The following is a 16,227-nucleotide window of genomic DNA, read 5'->3' as shown; positions in this document are numbered from 1 at the left end:
CATTGTGAAAAAAACAGAAATATCGGTAAATGATGCTTTCGGGTTGTTCTGGAAAATTATGTTTGCATGAGAAATACCGACTGAAGATTGTATACCCTGTTCAATGGGTAAAAAATAGCGTTACAATGCGATGTCTTGTATTTCTACAAAACCCACATCATAGTTTTGATTCATTCAAGGAAAGTATAACCCTATGTCACGTTTAGCCACTCGATTTGGAACGCTTAAATCTCAACAGCGTAAGGCCTTGGTTTCTTATGTTATGGCTGGTGACCCTCATCCACAGGTAACTGTTCCATTGTTACATCAAATGGTTGAGGCTGGTGTTGATGTGATTGAGCTTGGTCTCCCATTTTCTGATCCGATGGCAGATGGCCCAGTCATTGCACTTGCTGCAGAACGCGCTTTAGCAGCTGGCACAAATACTTTAGATGCTTTAAACATGGTGAAAGAGTTCCGTAAAAACGATACTGAAACACCCGTAGTACTCATGGGATATTTAAACCCTGTCGAAGTGATTGGCTATGAAAAATTCGTAGCTTATGCACATGAGTGTGGTGTAGACGGCGTGTTACTTGTGGACTTACCACCTGAAGAAGCTACTGATCTTGATGTTGTATTGAAAAAATACGATATGAATCAAATCTTCCTGCTTGCGCCGACATCTACGGATGAGCGTATTCAGCATGTTGTGAAACAGGCGAGTGGTTTTATCTACTATGTATCTTTGAAAGGTGTGACAGGCGCTGCAACACTTGATGTTGCCGAAGCTGCCGCACGTATTCAAAAAATTAAATCATATACCGATGTTCCTGTCGGTGTTGGTTTTGGTATTAGTGATGCTGCATCTGCGAAAGCAATGGGTGTAGCTGCTGATGCAGTCATTGTAGGTAGTGCCTTCGTTAAACAATTTGCAAACTTAGCACCAGAACAAGCTGTAATTGAAACAGTGAATAAAGTGAAGGAGCTTCGAGCTGCGCTCGATGAGTTAGTATGAGTCAAGACGCAAAAACAGGCAAAATTCTAAGCGCATCTACGCCATGGACTGAGCGTGTTGTACCCGGGATTCATGTACCGGATGAACAACAAGCACTAAAGGCGACATTTACTGAGCCAACAATTGAATGCCCTGAGTGTCATGCTTTGGTGACTCGTACTGCGATGTCATTTAATGCTTATGTTTGTCCTCAATGTGATGAACATTTGCGTATGAAAGCCCGCGATCGTTTGAATTGGTTCTTTGACCAAGTACAAACAGAATTGGGTCAAGAATTTAAAGCCAAAGATCCGCTGAAATTTGTTGATAGCAAAGCTTATCCAGATCGTATGGCTGAAGCGCAAAAGAAAACAGGTGAAACAGAAGCACTTGTGGTGATGCAAGGTTTGGTTAAAGGCATTCCAATGATTGCAACCGCATTTGAATTTGATTTCATGGGCGGTTCAATGGGTACTGTTGTCGGTGACCGTTTTGTTCAGGCTGCTGAACTTGCGATTAAATCACAACAACCATTAATCTGTTTTGCTGCTTCAGGCGGTGCGCGTATGCAAGAGGGCATGTTGTCTTTAATGCAAATGGCACGTACTTCAGCTGCAATTCAAAAAATGAAAGATGCAGGTCTTCCGTATGTAGTGGTATTAACACATCCAGTTTACGGCGGTGTAACGGCATCTCTTGCAATGTTAGGTGATGTGCATTTGGCTGAACCAAAAGCAATGATTGGTTTCGCAGGTAAACGCGTTATTGAGCAAACTGTGCGTGAAAAATTGGAAGAACCGTTCCAACGTGCAGAATACTTGCTTGATCATGGTGTAGTCGATCAAATTGTCCACCGTCATGCATTACGTGATACAGTTTATCGTATTGTAGCGAAATTGATGAATTTGCCTTGAACACAGCACCACTTGCAACTGATTCTTTAAACACATGGCTCGATTATTGGAGCCATGTTCATGTTACGGGTATTGATTTAGGACTGGAGCGGGTAATTCCTGTTGCAGAACGATTGGGCGTAACTCAGCCTGATGCCAAAGTTTTGACGGTTGCTGGAACCAATGGGAAAGGCTCAACCACAACGACATTGGCTGCCATTTTAAATGCGCAAGGTTATAATGTGGGTTTATATCAATCACCGCATATCTACCGTTTTAATGAACGTGTAAAGCTTCAAGGTATGGAAGTGGACGATCAAACCCTGATTGATGCATTTGTTGTAGTTGATCAGGCCCGTCGTGAATGTGATTTAAGTTTATCTTTCTTTGAAGCGACCACTTTGGCCGCTTTTGTTATTTTTAAACAACGTGCTTGTGATGTTTGGGTACTCGAAGTTGGCCTGGGCGGTCGGCTTGATGTCGTCAATGTGGTTGATCCAAATGTTGCCGTGATTACCAATATTGGTCTCGATCATACCGATTGGCTTGGCGACACCATTGAAAAAATTGCTTTTGAAAAAGCCGGTATTATTCGTCCTGATATTCCTGTGGTATTTGGCGGTGATCAAGTACTGCCTGAAGCTATCCGCAAAAAAACAGAAGATTGCCATGCGCATTTGCATGTGCTCAATCGTGATTATTTCTATCAATATGCAAATGACGGTCAGTCTTGGATGTTTGCATCTTCTGGTTCGACCTTAAAACTACCGGTTGGGTCTTTGGCACTGGAAAATATTTCTACTGCCGTGGCTGCTATATTGCTCAGTGGCTTGGAAGTGACTCAAGAAGCGATTGCTCAAGGCATTATCAATGCCAAATTACAAGGTCGTTTTGAAGTACGAGAAATTGCAGGAAAAACGGTGATTTTTGATGCTGGACACAATCCGCACGGTGTTGAATTTTTGTTAAAGCAATTGCGAAATTTCCTTCATTACAATAAACAGTATTCAGAAGTGATTAGCGTTTTTTCAATGCTGACTGATAAAGATATAAATTCTGTCGTTAACTTATTGAAAGATACCGTAAGAATGTGGAAAATTGCACAATTAACTGTTCCGCGTGCGGCTGAGATCACACAATTAGATGACGCGTTACAGAATCAGGTCGTGCAACATTACGACAGTGTAAAATTAGCTTTTAAGTCAGCGCTTGAAGAATCAAAAAATAATCAGCTGATTCTGGTATGTGGTTCATTTCATACCTTAGAAGCGGTATGGGAGTATCTGGAAGAATGTCAATGAATAACAAACAGCGTTGGATGGGTGGCGTTGTTTTATTAGGTGGTGGTGTGCTGTTGGGTGCGCTATTGCTGAAAGGCAAAGAAGAAATACATCATAATCAGAACCAAGCTCCTGAAATGGCTCAAGTGCAACAACAGGGCCAAGGCTCAAAAATGTCGTCTTTGACTGTGGATGTTGAAACTGAAAAGCGTTTGCTTGAAGAACAACGTCGTACGCGTGAAAAATCGGTTGCGGAACAAGAAGCACGTGCAGCTGAATTTTTAGCGATGCAACAACAAGCCGAAGCAGATGCTGCGCGTAAAGCTGCAGAAGAATATGCGGCTTTAAATGCACACCGTTCTGCGCAGCAAAGCTCAGACAATATTCCACCTGAACTGATTGAAGATGAAAAAGCCAAACAAAAGCGTATCGCTGAGGAAAAATTGGCGGCTCAAAAAAAGTCCGAGACTCAGTCAGCACAGCAAAAGTCTGATCAAGCTCGGTTAGCGGCGGAAAAGCAAAAAGCTGAAGAAAAACGTCAAGCTGAAGCAAAAAAAGAAGCTGAACGTAAAGCAAATGCAGAAGCTGAGAAGAAAGCTGCTGAGAAAAAGGCCGCAGCTGAAAAGCAAAAAGCTGAAGAAAAACGTAAAGCTGAAGAAAAAGAAAAGGCTGAAGAAAAGCGTAAAGCCGAAGCTAAGAAAAAAGCGGAAGCTGAAAAAGCCCGTGATTTATTGGAAAATGGCGATAAGCAGTGGATGGTTCAAGTGGCGCTTGCGGCAAATGAAGCCAATGCTGATGCTGTGGCTGCAAAACTACGTGCCAAAGGTTATAAAGTCACCAAGAGTCCAACATCAAAAGGGATTCGAATTATGGTGGGGCCATCTAAAAACCGTGATGCAGCTGATGCAACACGTAAAAAAATTAATAACGATGCAAGTTTGAATATGAAATCTGCATGGGTGATTGATTGGGTACCGCTCGATAAACGTTAAGACAGGCGTTTAACTGGGTGTATTTAAGATGGATTCAGCAGTTTTTGCTGAATCCATTTTACATTTTCAGCATTTAAAAGTGGATCGATGTTTTTCCAAATGGGGTGATAGCCATAACCACCATGTTTCATTTCTTGTTTGGCTGCTTCAATTGTTCAACCTTCAAAAATAATACGGTACATCGCCACGCTGACACCGGTACGGTCTGAACCGTGATAACAATGAATCAGTACTTTTTGATTTTTCTGTTTTGCTTGCTGTATATGTTGCATCACTTGCAGTAAGTCATCTCGACTAATTTGCCAAGTGTAAATTGGAATGTGTACATAATTCACCGCTGGGCTTTGTACAATTTCTGGGTCAATATGCCGTGAACGTAAGTTAATAATCACATCAATGTTTTGTGCTTCTAGTATCGGTACGAGTTCTTTAGATGGCTGTTCACTTCGGTAGAGCATTGGGCTAATTTGATAAAAATTATGCTCCTTCAATAGAACCGTTCCCCAGTTGGGCGGACGTTCATGCTCTGGTAGAGCCGTGGAAGTCATACAAGCACTGAGCGTACAACTGGACAGTAAAATACAGGCAAATTTATTCATCCTTTCACCCTTTGATAACGCGCCAATTCGATCGGATCATGTGCACAAATGATTTCAATCTCTGGTTGAGCTTGTGCAAGTTGCTGAATTTTACTGAGGTTAGAAAGTCTTAATTGATTATCTGTTGCAAAGGTACGTTCAAGTTGATTTAGACTGACCGAATGAAAAGATGGATCAAGTTGCTGATGTGAATAATAGGCATCACCGCAAAATAATAACCAACCATCAGGCTGCTTGATAGCAATACCACTGTGGCCTGCGGTATGACCTAACAGTGGAATCATTAAAATTTCATCTTGGAATAGATTTAAGCCATGCGCCTGCGTTAGATTAAACCAACTATCCGTAGTATTTGGTTCGATAAAATTCCAATAACGGTGTTGTTGAAATTGTTGGGTTCGATAGCGAATCTTCGCTTTTAATGATTTTAAATTTTGTGTGGCATTATATTCACTTGCCAGTACATGTACGGTCGCATATGGAAAGTCAGAAATACCGCCGGCATGGTCAAAGTCTAAGTGAGAAACTATGATGTGTCGTACATCTTCAGGTTTAAAACCTAGTTTTTGAATTTGTGCAATTGCGGAAAGATCTTGGTTATATTCAATCCCACCGATACGTGAAACGATTTTGCCTAATCTGGCTTGTGGATTTTGGTAGTCTTGTAGGCCAATTCCTGTATCTATTAATACTAGACCATGGTGTGTTTCGATCAGTAGGCAATGACAAACGAGGTTTGCACGAAATGTAAACTGACCAAACAGTGGACCACAAACAGGGCACATACTTCCACAGTGCAAATGATGAATATTATAGATCACAATAATTATTCTTAAGATGTTTAGGCGTATTTATAAACGGACTGTGAAATAAACGCCAACTTGATTTTGTAATTTGATTTTTTGCGCAAAATAAAAAAGCCCGTCATCAGACAGGCTTGAACAAATCAGGACATGGCTCGTCATATTAGTCCTGTACTTGTAAGTATATGAGTTATATGGGCGTAAATACTTGAGTTAAAATGTACTGCGCTTGTCTTATGACAAAATAAGACAATGTCTTATTTTGTTTCAGGTTGTGGTGTTAAGCGAAGGTACGGTGTTACAGTTTTATAGCCTTTAGGGAAGCGTTGTTTAATTTCTTCTTCATCTTTTAGCGAAGGCACAATCACTACTTCATCTCCATGTTGCCAATTGGCAGGTGTAGCAACTTTATGGTTGTCCGTCAGTTGTAGTGAATCTACCACGCGTAAAATTTCGTGGAAATTACGACCTGTAGACGCTGGGTAGGTAATAATTAAACGTACTTTTTTGTTTGGATCAATGATGACCAAAGAACGAACTGTTAGTGTTTCGCTGGCATTTGGGTGGATAAAATCATACAGCGTAGAAACTTTACGGTCTTGGTCGGCAATGATTGGAAAATTAACTGTAGTATTTTGTGTGGTATTGATGTCTTGAATCCAACCTTTGTGAGACTCAACATCATCAACAGACAATGCAATGGCTTTAACACCTCGTTTGCTAAACTCATCTTTAAGTTTTGCCGTAAAACCAAGTTCAGTTGTGCATACTGGGGTGTAATCGGCAGGATGTGAAAATAAAATTCCCCAGCTATCCCCTAAAAAATCATAAAAATTAATTATGCCTTCGCTTGAGTCTTGTGTGAAATCTGGTGCAATGTCACCTAAACGAATCGTCATGGAAATCCCCGTATTTATTGAATCTGTTTAACTTGAGATTCAATATGCAGTAATTTTTTTATGATGAAAAATAGTGTTTTTTATTTCTTTATGAATTTATTTCATAACAAGCTACGCTGATGATCGAAATTTATCAATGCTCACTCGTCTGAGTCACTATGTTGTATGTTTAAAATTTGCTACATTAGCTTGCCTTAAGTCTTCGGGGCTAGAGCCCGCGCGCAGAATATTTAAAGGGTTTTTGTGCAAAACCCTTGTACTTCGAATTTCTAGCACCATAATAACGACTAAGAAAACATATTCATTTGACAAGCAAGATTTAGAGAGTTAATTCATGTTGGCAAGTCTGATCGGAGGAATCTTCGGTACCAAAAATGAGCGCGAACTCAAACGCATGCGTAAAATCGTAGAGAAGATCAATGCGCTCGAGCCGACGATATCTGTTCTAAGCGATGCAGACTTATCTGCAAAAACCGAAGAATTCAAAGAACGTTATAAAAAAGGTGAAAGCCTTGATAAATTATTAGCAGAAGCTTTTGCTGTATGTCGTGAAGCTGCAAAACGTGTCATGGGGATGCGCCATTACGACGTTCAGTTGATTGGTGGTATTACACTTCACGAAGGTAAAATTGCAGAAATGCGTACAGGTGAAGGTAAGACCCTTATGGGTACCTTGGCTTGTTATCTCAATGCAATTAGCGGCGAAGGTGTTCACGTCATTACGGTGAACGATTACTTGGCGCAACGTGATGCTGAGCTAAACCGTCCATTGTTCGAATTCTTGGGCTTAAGCATTGGTATTATTTACTCAATGCAAGATCCAACTGAAAAAGCGCAAGCTTATCGTGCTGACATCACTTACGGTACAAATAACGAATTTGGTTTTGATTATTTACGTGACAATATGGTGTTCTCGGCGGCTGAGAAAAAGCAACGTAGCTTAACCTATGCCATTATCGATGAAGTCGATTCAATTTTAATTGATGAAGCACGTACGCCGTTGATCATTTCTGGTCAAAGCGAAGACTCATCTCAGCTCTATGCGGCAATTAATAGCATTCCACCAAAATTGCATGCGCAGAAAGAAGAGAAAGTGCCAGATGGCGGTCACTTCTGGATTGATGAAAAACAACGCTCTGTAGAAATGACCGAAGTCGGTTATGAAACTGTTGAAGCTGAATTGATTCAAATGGGTCTGTTGGCTGAAGGTGAAAGTCTGTATTCATCTGCGAATTTGAACTTGGTGCACCACGTTTCTGCTGCAATCCGCGCGCATTATTTATATCAACGCAACGTGCACTACATTATCAATGATGGCGAAGTAATCATTGTCGATGAAAATACTGGTCGTACCATGCCGGGCCGTCGTTGGTCTGAAGGCTTACACCAAGCAGTTGAAGCAAAAGAAGGTTTGGAAATTCAACCTGAAAACCAAACTTTAGCAACGACAACGTTCCAGAACTATTTCCGCTTATATAAAAAGCTATCGGGTATGACAGGTACTGCGGATACTGAAGCTGCGGAAATGAAAGAAATTTATGGTTTGGATGTGGTACTTATTCCAACCCATCGTCCAATGATCCGTAATGATCAAAACGACTTAATTTATTTAAATCGTGAAGGCAAATACAACGCCATTATTCAAGAAATTCAACGTGTGCATGAAGCAGGTGTTGCACCAATTTTGATTGGTACAGCAACAATTGAAGCCTCTGAAATTCTTTCAGATAAATTGAAAGAAGCGGGCATTCAACATGAAGTACTGAATGCAAAACAACACGAACGTGAAGCCGATATTATTGCGCAAGCAGGTTCACCACGTGCAGTGACCATTGCGACTAACATGGCTGGTCGTGGTACCGATATTCTTTTAGGCGGTAACTGGAAAGCGTTATTGGCCAAAATTGAAGAACCAACAGCAGCAGATGAAGCACGTTTAAAAGCTGAGTGGGAAGACAACCATGATGCAGTATTGGCATCTGGCGGTTTACACATTATTGGTTCAGAGCGTCACGAATCTCGTCGTATTGATAACCAGTTGCGTGGTCGTGCGGGTCGTCAAGGTGACCCAGGTGTTTCGCGCTTCTACTTATCACTTGAAGATGATTTGATGCGTATTTTCGCGGGTGACCGTGTTGTTGCAATGATGCGTGCTATGGGCTTGAAAGAAGACGAAGCCATTGAACATAAAATGGTGTCTCGCTCAATTGAAAATGCCCAACGTAAAGTTGAAGCACGTAACTTCGATATTCGTAAAAATCTATTGAAATACGATGACGTGAATAACGAGCAACGTAAGATTATTTACTCTCAGCGTGATGAAATTCTTGTTGAACCGTCTTTACAAGATTATATCGAGTCGATGATTCATGATGTAACCAAAGGCATGATCGAAATCTACATTCCACCTGAATCGATTCACGATCAGTGGGATATTGAAGGTCTCGAAAAAGCTCTACGTGAAGATATGTCAATCGAATTGCCTATTTCACAATGGTTAGAACAAGATCGTCGTTTAGATGAAGAAGCTTTGGTTGAGCGTATTAGTGATGAAGTGATTCAGCACTACCGTTCACGTCGTGCACAAATGGGTGACGAAACTGCAGCGATGCTTGAACGTCATTTCATGTTGAATTCACTGGATCGTCATTGGAAAGAGCATTTGGCGGCCATGGATTACTTACGTCAAGGGATTCATTTACGCGGCTATGCACAGAAAAACCCTGAGCAAGAATACAAAAAAGAAGCATTTAATTTATTCGTAAATATGCTCGCGGTTATCAAATCTGACGTCGTGACGGATTTATCTCGAATTCATGTGCCAACCGCTGAAGAGCTAGCAGAAATGGAAGCTCAAAAGCAGGCACAAGCTGAATCGATGAATCTTCAGTTATCACATAATGATTTCGATAATTTATTGGCGGAAGCAAACGGTGACGACATTGTTGAAGCACAATTTACCCCAGCAGAACAAGTGATTATTCCGCCTGAAAGCCGTAATTCACCTTGTCCATGTGGTTCAGGTCTGAAATACAAATTGTGTCACGGTAAAATCTAAAACACAGAGAAAAACAGAGCCAAGAGGCTCTGTTTTTTTGTACAGACTTTTTACCCTGACCTGAATAGTATTTGCAGTTCATCGTATTAAATGTTATTTAGTTTCTGTATCAATAACCGTAAAACGGAAAAGACAATGAAAAAAGTACTAAAACCGTTCATGATTGCTGCTTTGGCTCTGCCTACTTTTGCATTTGCAAACGCTCCTCAGACCACTTCTGTAGAAAAAGTTCAGCAGGCAATTGGGCCAACATCAACTCAAGTACAAGTTGGTACTGATGGACAAGTGACTGTAGCAAGCCCACGTACTGGTATTCGCTATACATTTGCAAACCCAAATCGTCCAATCGTTTTGCAAACAGCTAAAATTGCAGCAGCAAATGCAGCGAATGCTGACCGTATTGTTGCTGAAAACCCTGCATTGTCTGCAGCAAGTCAACAAAAAGCGAAGCAAGCTTTGCTAAATGAAGCATCTCAATCGCAACTTGCCCGTAACTAATTACAGCAAGTATTAAAAACCAGTCTTTTGACTGGTTTTTTTGTGCTTATAACTGGCGCTAATAAAATTGCAGCAAAACAGTGCTTATGCTCGATTTTTTCTCAATTTTGAACTAAGCTGTATTTTTTTATAACTCGTAATATTGGACGTTGAAAATGGCAGTTGGTGACGTATCTATGCCACAGATGCATGTGGTGAAAGGTGTGAAAATTGGTTCGGCAGAAGCGTATGTACGCTATCAGAACCGACGTGACCTTGTTATTTTTGAATTTGCTGAAGGTTCTAATGTTGCGGGTGTATTCACGCAAAATGCATTCTGTGCAGCGCCAGTACATTTATCTAAAGCACATTTGCAAGTTGGTAATCCACGTTATCTTGTAATTAATACCGGTAATGCAAATGCAGGTACAGGCAAACTGGGTATGACCAATGCTGAAGCAACTTGTGCCAAACTTGCAGAACTTGCAGGGGTAAAGCAGACCGAAGTGCTTCCATTTTCTACTGGTGTAATCGGTGAGCAGTTACCAATTGAACGTTTAGTGCAAGGTTTACAGCCGGCATTAGACAGTTTGAAAGAAGATGCATGGTTAGATGCGGCAACAGGCATTATGACTACAGATACGACGCCGAAGGGTGCGTCTGAGCAGTTCGAGCTTGATGGCGTACTATACACCATGACCGGTATTTCTAAAGGTGCAGGCATGATTCGTCCCAATATGGCGACCATGTTGAGTTATGTTGCAACCGATGTGCCGATCAGCCGTGAGCTGGTTCAAAAGTTATTAAAAACTACAGTAAACCTGTCTTTTAACCGTATTACGGTAGATGGTGATACATCAACAAACGACTCTTGTATCTTAATAGCGACAGGTCAAGCAGGTGGTGCTGAAATTAGTAGTGAATCAGATTCACGTTATGCTGTGGTACTAGATGTTTTAACACGTGTGATGAAACGACTCGCACAGCTCATCATACGTGATGGTGAGGGTGCAACCAAATTTATTACTGTTGCTGTTGAAGGTGGTGTAAATACACAAGAGTGCTGTGATATTGCATATAGCATTGCACATTCGCCATTGGTTAAAACTGCAATTTTCGCATCTGATCCTAACTGGGGACGTATTTTGGCAGCTATCGGTTATGCAGGTGTGCCAAATCTTGATGTTGAAAAAATTCAAGTTTGGTTAGGTGATGTGCAAATCTGTAAAGATGGTGGTGCAGCTGCAGACTATACTGAAGAAGCGGGTGCAGCAGAAATGTCGAAATCAGAGATCACGATTCGTGTTGATCTTGGGCGCGGCAATGAAAAAGATACGGTATATACCTGTGATCTGTCATATGACTATGTGAAGATCAATGCAGACTACCGTTCATAAGTGATTTGATGTTTTTGAAAAGCCTCCGTTGTGAGGCTTTTTTATAATTGGAACTTTTTAATGACCGGTCAAAAATAGCCATAAGCCATCTATGTCGGTTAGTTGTAAAGCACCTGTAAATATGCAGGCTTTAAGGATAGAGAAGACGTTGTTATGAATGATGCAAGTAACTTAATTGCAAATGAGGCAAAATCGATTGTTCAGGCACATCTAGATCGTTTAGGTGAGGTCAAAGCACATGGTTTAACTGAAGACGCAAAACTTGAAAAATTTGAATTAATCAAAGCAGAACTCAAAAAGCGTAATGCTGTCCTTGTTGCCCACTATTATTGTGATCCTGAAGTACAAGAGTTGGCCGAATTAACTGGTGGTTGTGTCTCTGATTCACTTGAAATGGCACGTTTTGGTCGTGACCATCCTGCAACAACTTTGGTGGTTGCCGGTGTTAAATTTATGGGGGAAACTTCAAAAATTTTATCACCGGAAAAGACGGTACTGATGCCTACTTTAGAGGCGACTTGTTCACTCGATTTAGGTTGTCCGGTGGATGAATTTACACAATTTTGTGATGCACATCCTGATCATACCGTGGTGGTGTATGCCAATACCTCTGCGGCCGTGAAAGCACGTGCAGATTGGGTGGTGACGTCAAGCTGTGCTGTTGAAATCATTGAACATTTAGATAGCCTCGGTGAAAAAATTATTTGGGCACCCGATCAGCATTTAGGTCGCTACATCCAAAAGAAAACTGGTGCTGACATGTTGTTATGGGATGGGGCTTGCATTGTGCATGAAGAATTTCGTGCACGAGGCATCGCGAATATGAAAGCTTTGTACCCAAATGCAGCTGTATTAGTGCATCCAGAGTCACCTGAATCTGTGGTTGATATTGCAGACGCGGTAGGCAGTACATCACAATTAATCAAAGCCGCACAAACCTTACCGCACGAGCGATTAATTGTTGCAACAGATCGCGGTATTTTCTACAAAATGCAACAGGCAGTTCCGAATAAAATTCTAATTGAAGCTCCTACAGCAGGTGAGGGGGCAACATGTCGCTCATGTGCGCATTGCCCTTGGATGGCGATGAATGAATTGGATGGAATTTTAGAAGTTTTACAAAAAGGCGATCAAGAAATATTCGTGGATCCAGCATTGGCTGAACGTGCGAAATTACCTTTAGATCGTATGTTGAATTTCAGTGCCAGTTTAAAACGCTGAAATTTGTTTGAAAAATGATTAAAATGCTTGATAAATAATCGCTTGAAATGATTTTTTATCTTTTTTTGAATATAGGTGTTGACGTCAATCGACGTCACGCCTAGAATGCACACCGTACCGCAAGATATGCGATACAGCGAAAGCTGAGATGAAACGGAGCATAGCACAGCCTGGTAGTGCACCTGGTTTGGGACCAGGGGGTCGTAGGTTCGAATCCTACTGCTCCGACCAATTTCTCAAGGCAAAAATCGCGTGATTCTATGTCATCGGTAATGCGCCTGTAGCTCAGTTGGATAGAGCATCCGCCTTCTAAGCGGATGGTCACAGGTTCGAATCCTGTCAGGCGCGCCATTTATGGTGTTCTGATACTAGAACTTGAAAACTTGTTGTGACGGTGGATGTAGCTCAGTTGGTAGAGCCCCGGATTGTGATTCCGGTTGTCGTGGGTTCGAATCCCATCATTCACCCCAATTCGGAGCATAGCACAGCCTGGTAGTGCACCTGGTTTGGGACCAGGGGGTCGTAGGTTCGAATCCTACTGCTCCGACCAATTTTTTAATGAAAATGGTCAATTAAAGATACCGCGTTAAGCGGTTTTTTTATGTCTAAAATTTAATAATAAATCTAAGCTCGAAAAAAAGCCCTAAGTAGGGCTTTTTATATTTATGTCTGATACTTAAGGAATAATAGTGACATTGACACGGCGGTTAGTGGCACGATTTACTTCACTATCATTTGCAACCAGTGGTTGATCTGCACCGCGACCAATAATTTGAACATTTTTGGATTTATATCCATGTTCTAAGAAAATGTTAGCAACGCTTTGCGCACGTTTTTCAGAGAGTTGCTGGTTGTAACTGGCTTGACCTACATTATCGGTATGCCCAATAAATTTAATTTTATCAAGTTCATACTTATTTAACTGGGTTGCAAGTTTGGTTAGATTGGCTTTTTGATGTGGTTGAATTTGGTAATCATCAAAATTAAATAATAACTTTTCAGGTAGAGCTAAAGACCAACCATCTTGTGTTAAAACGAAACCTTCTTTCTTTAGCATACGTGCTTGTTTATAGCTTAAGTTGCCCAAGCTCATGCAGGCAGTTAAGGAAGCGGTAAATGCAATAATGAAAAATAATTTAAATGCGTTTTTATACATAACCTTTCCTATACACTGTGTTGTTGTGATGCAATCGACCAATTATCGGTGGTTTTTTTCGCGTTGTACATGGCGCGATCAGCATCTGCAATCAAATCTTCAGGTGATTTAGCTTTTTGTGCCAAAGCAACACCGATGCTTGCATTTAAAGAAATATGGTGTTGATCGAACACAAACGTTGAGGTGTAGCAGTCATGAATTTTACGGCAATACATTTCTAGTTCTTGCGCTGAATCCAGTCCATTAACAATAATCGCAAATTCATCCCCACCTAGTCGCGCAATAAATGCATCATTAGGTAGTGCTTGTTTAACGCAATGCGAAGAAGCACGTAATATAGCATCGCCAGCTAGATGACCAAATTGATCATTTACAGATTTAAAATCATTTATATCCAAGAAAAAAACTGCTGCATCTTTATCTTGATCAAAAAGTTCAAAAAGCTTTTCATAAAAATAGATGCGATTCGGTAGTTTTGTGAGTGCATCATGACGAGATAAGTGTAGCAACTTGTCATTTTCAGACATTAGGGTTTGGTTTGATTGCTCTATTTCGCTTAATAAACCATTAAATGCTGTACTAAGTGCTTGCAACTCTTGAATATCGGAGTTTGATACTCGCATGTTGTAATTCTTTTTAATGCTAATTGTTTGTGCGGATTCAACAATTGCGCGAATAGATTGCATTAGGTATTGATAAACAGAATTAACAGACCAGAAAACTGTAGCAAGTAATAAAATGAAGCCGAGCAACAGTCCTAAAAGTATCTTATGAAAGAAACTCACCAAGTCTGAGGAATTACCATAAACAATTAATTCACCATAATTCTTTTTGTCGTGATTGATGTTTAAACGTAGTGGTTGACTAAAAAAGACATAATCTAAAATATATTGGCTTGAAAAAGTACTGATATCTGCTTGTTCTGCGTGTGCAAGTCGGGTGTTTTGAGTGTTTTTTATTTCAATAGAACGTATAGGGTATTGCTGAGTATATTCATTTAAAATTTGATTCATGGTGCTTTGGTCGTTAAAAACAACAGCTGGCTGAATACGTTCATTAATCGCATTGGATAAATTTGTTAAGCCATTTTTTGCATATGTATGCATGGTATAGGTTGATATCACCAAAAAAATAGCAGAACAAATTGAAAATGTTAAAGCAAATATGGTTAGTTGGGAGCGAGTAAATAATTGATGTAATGTAATTGGATTATAGAGTTGTTTCATTCAGCTGACTCCGATGACTTGGCCAGTAATAAAACACGAGGATCAATATGTACTTGGGATTGAGTCAAACTATCCATATTAATTTTGAAAGCATAACCCTGATTTTTCCGATATAAGCAAAAGGCGCTACCATTTTCACATTCAATATTATTATTACTAATGGAAAGGGCGGGAAAATTTACATGATTGTTTAAAATGCTTTGTTCATCTTTTGCGGAGAGATTGGAAAAAAATAAAATTTGGCAATGACTATTTGCAATTTCATTCACGGAAATTGGTTGGATTCTATAATTACTATGCGTGGGAGCATTTCGTTTAAAGTCTGCAATAAGTCCAGAATTGTTAATCACACACAGCTTGGGTGAATTGGTTTCCCACTTAGCATAACTTAATATGGAAAATGTCGTGTTAAAAATATTTGAAGCGGGAGTAGCGTGTGAGAGTGATATACAGAATGTAATACCAATCATCAAAGCTATTTTTTTTAAATAAGCCATGCCGAGTCGTAAATAATATTTAATGAAAATGTGGTGTATATACGCTTAATTATAAAAAATATTGGGTATATCGGGTGATAATAATACAAAAGATCAGATATGTGTCCAAAAAACCGACATATGTGTAAATTAATTCAAAAAAGGTGTTGCGTTGGGTAAGAAATGCTGTAGAATGCACATCCATCGGCGGTGATGAAGATTAAAACTTCTGATAAAACAGTGACTTAGCTAAGATTGATTAAGTTAGGTTTTAGAAAGAAAGTTTAAAAATAATTTTCATTACTGGTTGACTTTCTAGAGATAGAGAGTAATATAGCCGACCTAGCTTGCTGGTGACGAATTAGCAAGAAGATCATTAAGAGATTATGAAGAACAACTTGTGTGGATTTTTACTAGTTGATCAGTCGAAATTATTTTCATTGATTGATGGTAGAAATTACTCGAAGTTTATTTGAGAAATTAATGTCAGAAAATTGATGAGCCAGATTTGGTGTTTTGAATAAAGCACTATTGATTTTAAACTGAAGAGTTTGATCATGGCTCAGATTGAACGCTGGCGGCAGGCTTAACACATGCAAGTCGAGCGGATGAAGGGAGCTTGCTCCTGGATTCAGCGGCGGACGGGTGAGTAATGCTTAGGAATCTGCCTATTAGTGGGGGACAACAGTTGGAAACGACTGCTAATACCGCATACGCCCTACGGGGGAAAGGAGGGGATCTTCGGACCTTTCGCTAATAGATGAGCCTAAGTCA

General features: G+C 40.3%; 13 protein-coding genes, 4 tRNA genes, 1 rRNA gene and 1 pseudogene. 13 read left to right on the top strand and 6 right to left on the bottom strand.

The window, feature by feature from the left end; translation table 11 throughout:
• Nucleotides 1–193 precede the first annotated feature (193 nt).
• From trpA to A9J31_RS14710, 4 genes are read left to right on the top strand one after another with little or no spacing between them, the layout of a single operon-like run.
• On the top strand, nucleotides 194–997 hold the full coding sequence (gene trpA, locus A9J31_RS14725) for a tryptophan synthase subunit alpha (RefSeq protein ID WP_067767674.1): 804 nt from the start codon (nucleotides 194–196) through the stop codon (nucleotides 995–997).
• Nucleotides 994–1,890, top strand: a complete 897-nt coding sequence (accD, locus tag A9J31_RS14720; protein ID WP_067767671.1) for an acetyl-CoA carboxylase, carboxyltransferase subunit beta — start codon at nucleotides 994–996, stop codon at nucleotides 1,888–1,890. The genes trpA and accD overlap by 4 nt, the downstream gene beginning before the upstream one ends.
• The gene (gene folC, locus A9J31_RS14715; protein ID WP_067767669.1) at nucleotides 1,887–3,170 is read left to right on the top strand and encodes a bifunctional tetrahydrofolate synthase/dihydrofolate synthase; all 1,284 of its coding nucleotides are present in this window, start codon (nucleotides 1,887–1,889) and stop codon (nucleotides 3,168–3,170) included. The genes accD and folC overlap by 4 nt, the downstream gene beginning before the upstream one ends.
• Nucleotides 3,161–4,141, top strand: coding sequence for an SPOR domain-containing protein (locus A9J31_RS14710; RefSeq protein WP_411691730.1), 981 nt, complete (start codon nucleotides 3,161–3,163; stop codon nucleotides 4,139–4,141). Before folC ends, A9J31_RS14710 begins: the two co-directional genes overlap by 10 nt.
• Nucleotides 4,142–4,164: 23 nt before the next feature.
• Here the strand turns inward: A9J31_RS14710 and A9J31_RS14705 are convergent.
• The 3 genes and pseudogenes from A9J31_RS14705 to A9J31_RS14695 all read right to left on the bottom strand — a co-directional run bounded on the left by A9J31_RS14705 (nucleotide 4,165) and on the right by A9J31_RS14695 (nucleotide 6,442).
• Nucleotides 4,165–4,740: pseudogene (locus A9J31_RS14705) on the bottom strand (dual specificity protein phosphatase family protein).
• A complete protein-coding gene (locus tag A9J31_RS14700; RefSeq protein WP_067767663.1) occupies nucleotides 4,737–5,561 on the bottom strand; it encodes an MBL fold metallo-hydrolase in 825 nt (274 codons plus the stop codon). Before A9J31_RS14700 ends, A9J31_RS14705 begins: the two are co-directional and overlap by 4 nt.
• A gap of 239 nt (nucleotides 5,562–5,800) precedes the next feature.
• The gene (locus tag A9J31_RS14695) at nucleotides 5,801–6,442 is read right to left on the bottom strand and encodes a peroxiredoxin (RefSeq protein ID WP_067767660.1); all 642 of its coding nucleotides are present in this window, start codon (nucleotides 6,440–6,442) and stop codon (nucleotides 5,801–5,803) included.
• A gap of 334 nt (nucleotides 6,443–6,776) precedes the next feature.
• On the opposite strand from A9J31_RS14695, the gene secA reads away from it, so the two are divergent.
• The 8 genes from secA (at nucleotide 6,777) to A9J31_RS14655 (ending at nucleotide 13,145) form a co-directional block, all read left to right on the top strand.
• Nucleotides 6,777–9,500 carry a preprotein translocase subunit SecA gene (secA, locus tag A9J31_RS14690; protein WP_067767657.1) on the top strand — a complete coding sequence of 908 codons (2,724 nt, stop codon included), beginning with the start codon at nucleotides 6,777–6,779 and terminating at the stop codon, nucleotides 9,498–9,500.
• A gap of 135 nt (nucleotides 9,501–9,635) precedes the next feature.
• Nucleotides 9,636–9,998 carry a hypothetical protein gene (locus A9J31_RS14685; RefSeq protein ID WP_067767977.1) on the top strand — a complete coding sequence of 121 codons (363 nt, stop codon included), beginning with the start codon at nucleotides 9,636–9,638 and terminating at the stop codon, nucleotides 9,996–9,998.
• A 155-nt stretch (nucleotides 9,999–10,153) separates the two neighbouring features.
• Nucleotides 10,154–11,374: a bifunctional glutamate N-acetyltransferase/amino-acid acetyltransferase ArgJ gene (argJ, locus tag A9J31_RS14680; RefSeq protein WP_067767655.1), complete on the top strand. Its 1,221-nt coding sequence runs from the start codon at nucleotides 10,154–10,156 to the stop codon at nucleotides 11,372–11,374.
• Between the two features lie 153 nt (nucleotides 11,375–11,527).
• On the top strand, nucleotides 11,528–12,595 hold the full coding sequence (gene nadA, locus A9J31_RS14675; protein ID WP_067767652.1) for a quinolinate synthase NadA: 1,068 nt from the start codon (nucleotides 11,528–11,530) through the stop codon (nucleotides 12,593–12,595).
• A gap of 154 nt (nucleotides 12,596–12,749) precedes the next feature.
• Nucleotides 12,750–12,826 (top strand) — tRNA-Pro (locus A9J31_RS14670).
• A 43-nt stretch (nucleotides 12,827–12,869) separates the two neighbouring features.
• Nucleotides 12,870–12,946: transfer RNA gene (locus A9J31_RS14665), tRNA-Arg, on the top strand.
• A 43-nt stretch (nucleotides 12,947–12,989) separates the two neighbouring features.
• Nucleotides 12,990–13,065, top strand: a tRNA-His gene (locus A9J31_RS14660).
• 3 nt (nucleotides 13,066–13,068) lie between these two features.
• Nucleotides 13,069–13,145: transfer RNA gene (locus A9J31_RS14655), tRNA-Pro, on the top strand.
• Between the two features lie 126 nt (nucleotides 13,146–13,271).
• Here A9J31_RS14655 and yfiB read toward each other — a convergent pair.
• The 3 genes from yfiB to yfiR are packed head-to-tail and all read right to left on the bottom strand — an operon-like array spanning nucleotide 13,272 to nucleotide 15,474.
• The gene (gene yfiB / locus A9J31_RS14650; protein ID WP_067767649.1) at nucleotides 13,272–13,751 is read right to left on the bottom strand and encodes an outer membrane lipoprotein YfiB; all 480 of its coding nucleotides are present in this window, start codon (nucleotides 13,749–13,751) and stop codon (nucleotides 13,272–13,274) included.
• 8 nt (nucleotides 13,752–13,759) lie between these two features.
• On the bottom strand, nucleotides 13,760–14,977 hold the full coding sequence (gene dgcN / locus A9J31_RS14645; RefSeq protein WP_067767646.1) for a diguanylate cyclase DgcN/YfiN: 1,218 nt from the start codon (nucleotides 14,975–14,977) through the stop codon (nucleotides 13,760–13,762).
• Nucleotides 14,974–15,474, bottom strand: coding sequence for a regulatory sequestration protein YfiR (yfiR, locus tag A9J31_RS14640; protein WP_067767643.1), 501 nt, complete (start codon nucleotides 15,472–15,474; stop codon nucleotides 14,974–14,976). Before yfiR ends, dgcN begins: the two co-directional genes overlap by 4 nt.
• Before the next feature lie 518 nt (nucleotides 15,475–15,992).
• On the opposite strand from yfiR, the gene A9J31_RS14635 reads away from it, so the two are divergent.
• Nucleotides 15,993–16,227, top strand: a 16S ribosomal RNA gene (locus A9J31_RS14635); the annotation flags it as partial.

It is taken from the genome of Acinetobacter gandensis (assembly GCF_001678755.1).
Taxonomy (GTDB): domain Bacteria; phylum Pseudomonadota; class Gammaproteobacteria; order Pseudomonadales; family Moraxellaceae; genus Acinetobacter; species Acinetobacter gandensis.
Note: the sequence above shows the minus strand (reverse complement) of the source record. Positions and strands in the feature narration are given on the sequence as shown.

Bases quoted from the DNA above. Each gene is read 5' to 3' on its own strand.
- argJ (WP_067767655.1), top strand. From the start codon at position 10,154: ATGGCAGTTGGTGACGTATCTATGCCACAGATGCATGTGGTGAAAGGT.
- yfiR (WP_067767643.1), bottom strand. From the start codon at position 15,474: ATGGCTTATTTAAAAAAAATAGCTTTGATGATTGGTATTACATTCTGT.
- trpA (WP_067767674.1), top strand. From the start codon at position 194: ATGTCACGTTTAGCCACTCGATTTGGAACGCTTAAATCTCAACAGCGT.
- accD (WP_067767671.1), top strand. From the start codon at position 994: ATGAGTCAAGACGCAAAAACAGGCAAAATTCTAAGCGCATCTACGCCA.
- A9J31_RS14710 (WP_411691730.1), top strand. From the start codon at position 3,161: ATGTCAATGAATAACAAACAGCGTTGGATGGGTGGCGTTGTTTTATTA.
- dgcN (WP_067767646.1), bottom strand. From the start codon at position 14,977: ATGAAACAACTCTATAATCCAATTACATTACATCAATTATTTACTCGC.
- secA (WP_067767657.1), top strand. From the start codon at position 6,777: ATGTTGGCAAGTCTGATCGGAGGAATCTTCGGTACCAAAAATGAGCGC.
- A9J31_RS14685 (WP_067767977.1), top strand. From the start codon at position 9,636: ATGAAAAAAGTACTAAAACCGTTCATGATTGCTGCTTTGGCTCTGCCT.
- yfiB (WP_067767649.1), bottom strand. From the start codon at position 13,751: ATGTATAAAAACGCATTTAAATTATTTTTCATTATTGCATTTACCGCT.
- A9J31_RS14695 (WP_067767660.1), bottom strand. From the start codon at position 6,442: ATGACGATTCGTTTAGGTGACATTGCACCAGATTTCACACAAGACTCA.
- nadA (WP_067767652.1), top strand. From the start codon at position 11,528: ATGAATGATGCAAGTAACTTAATTGCAAATGAGGCAAAATCGATTGTT.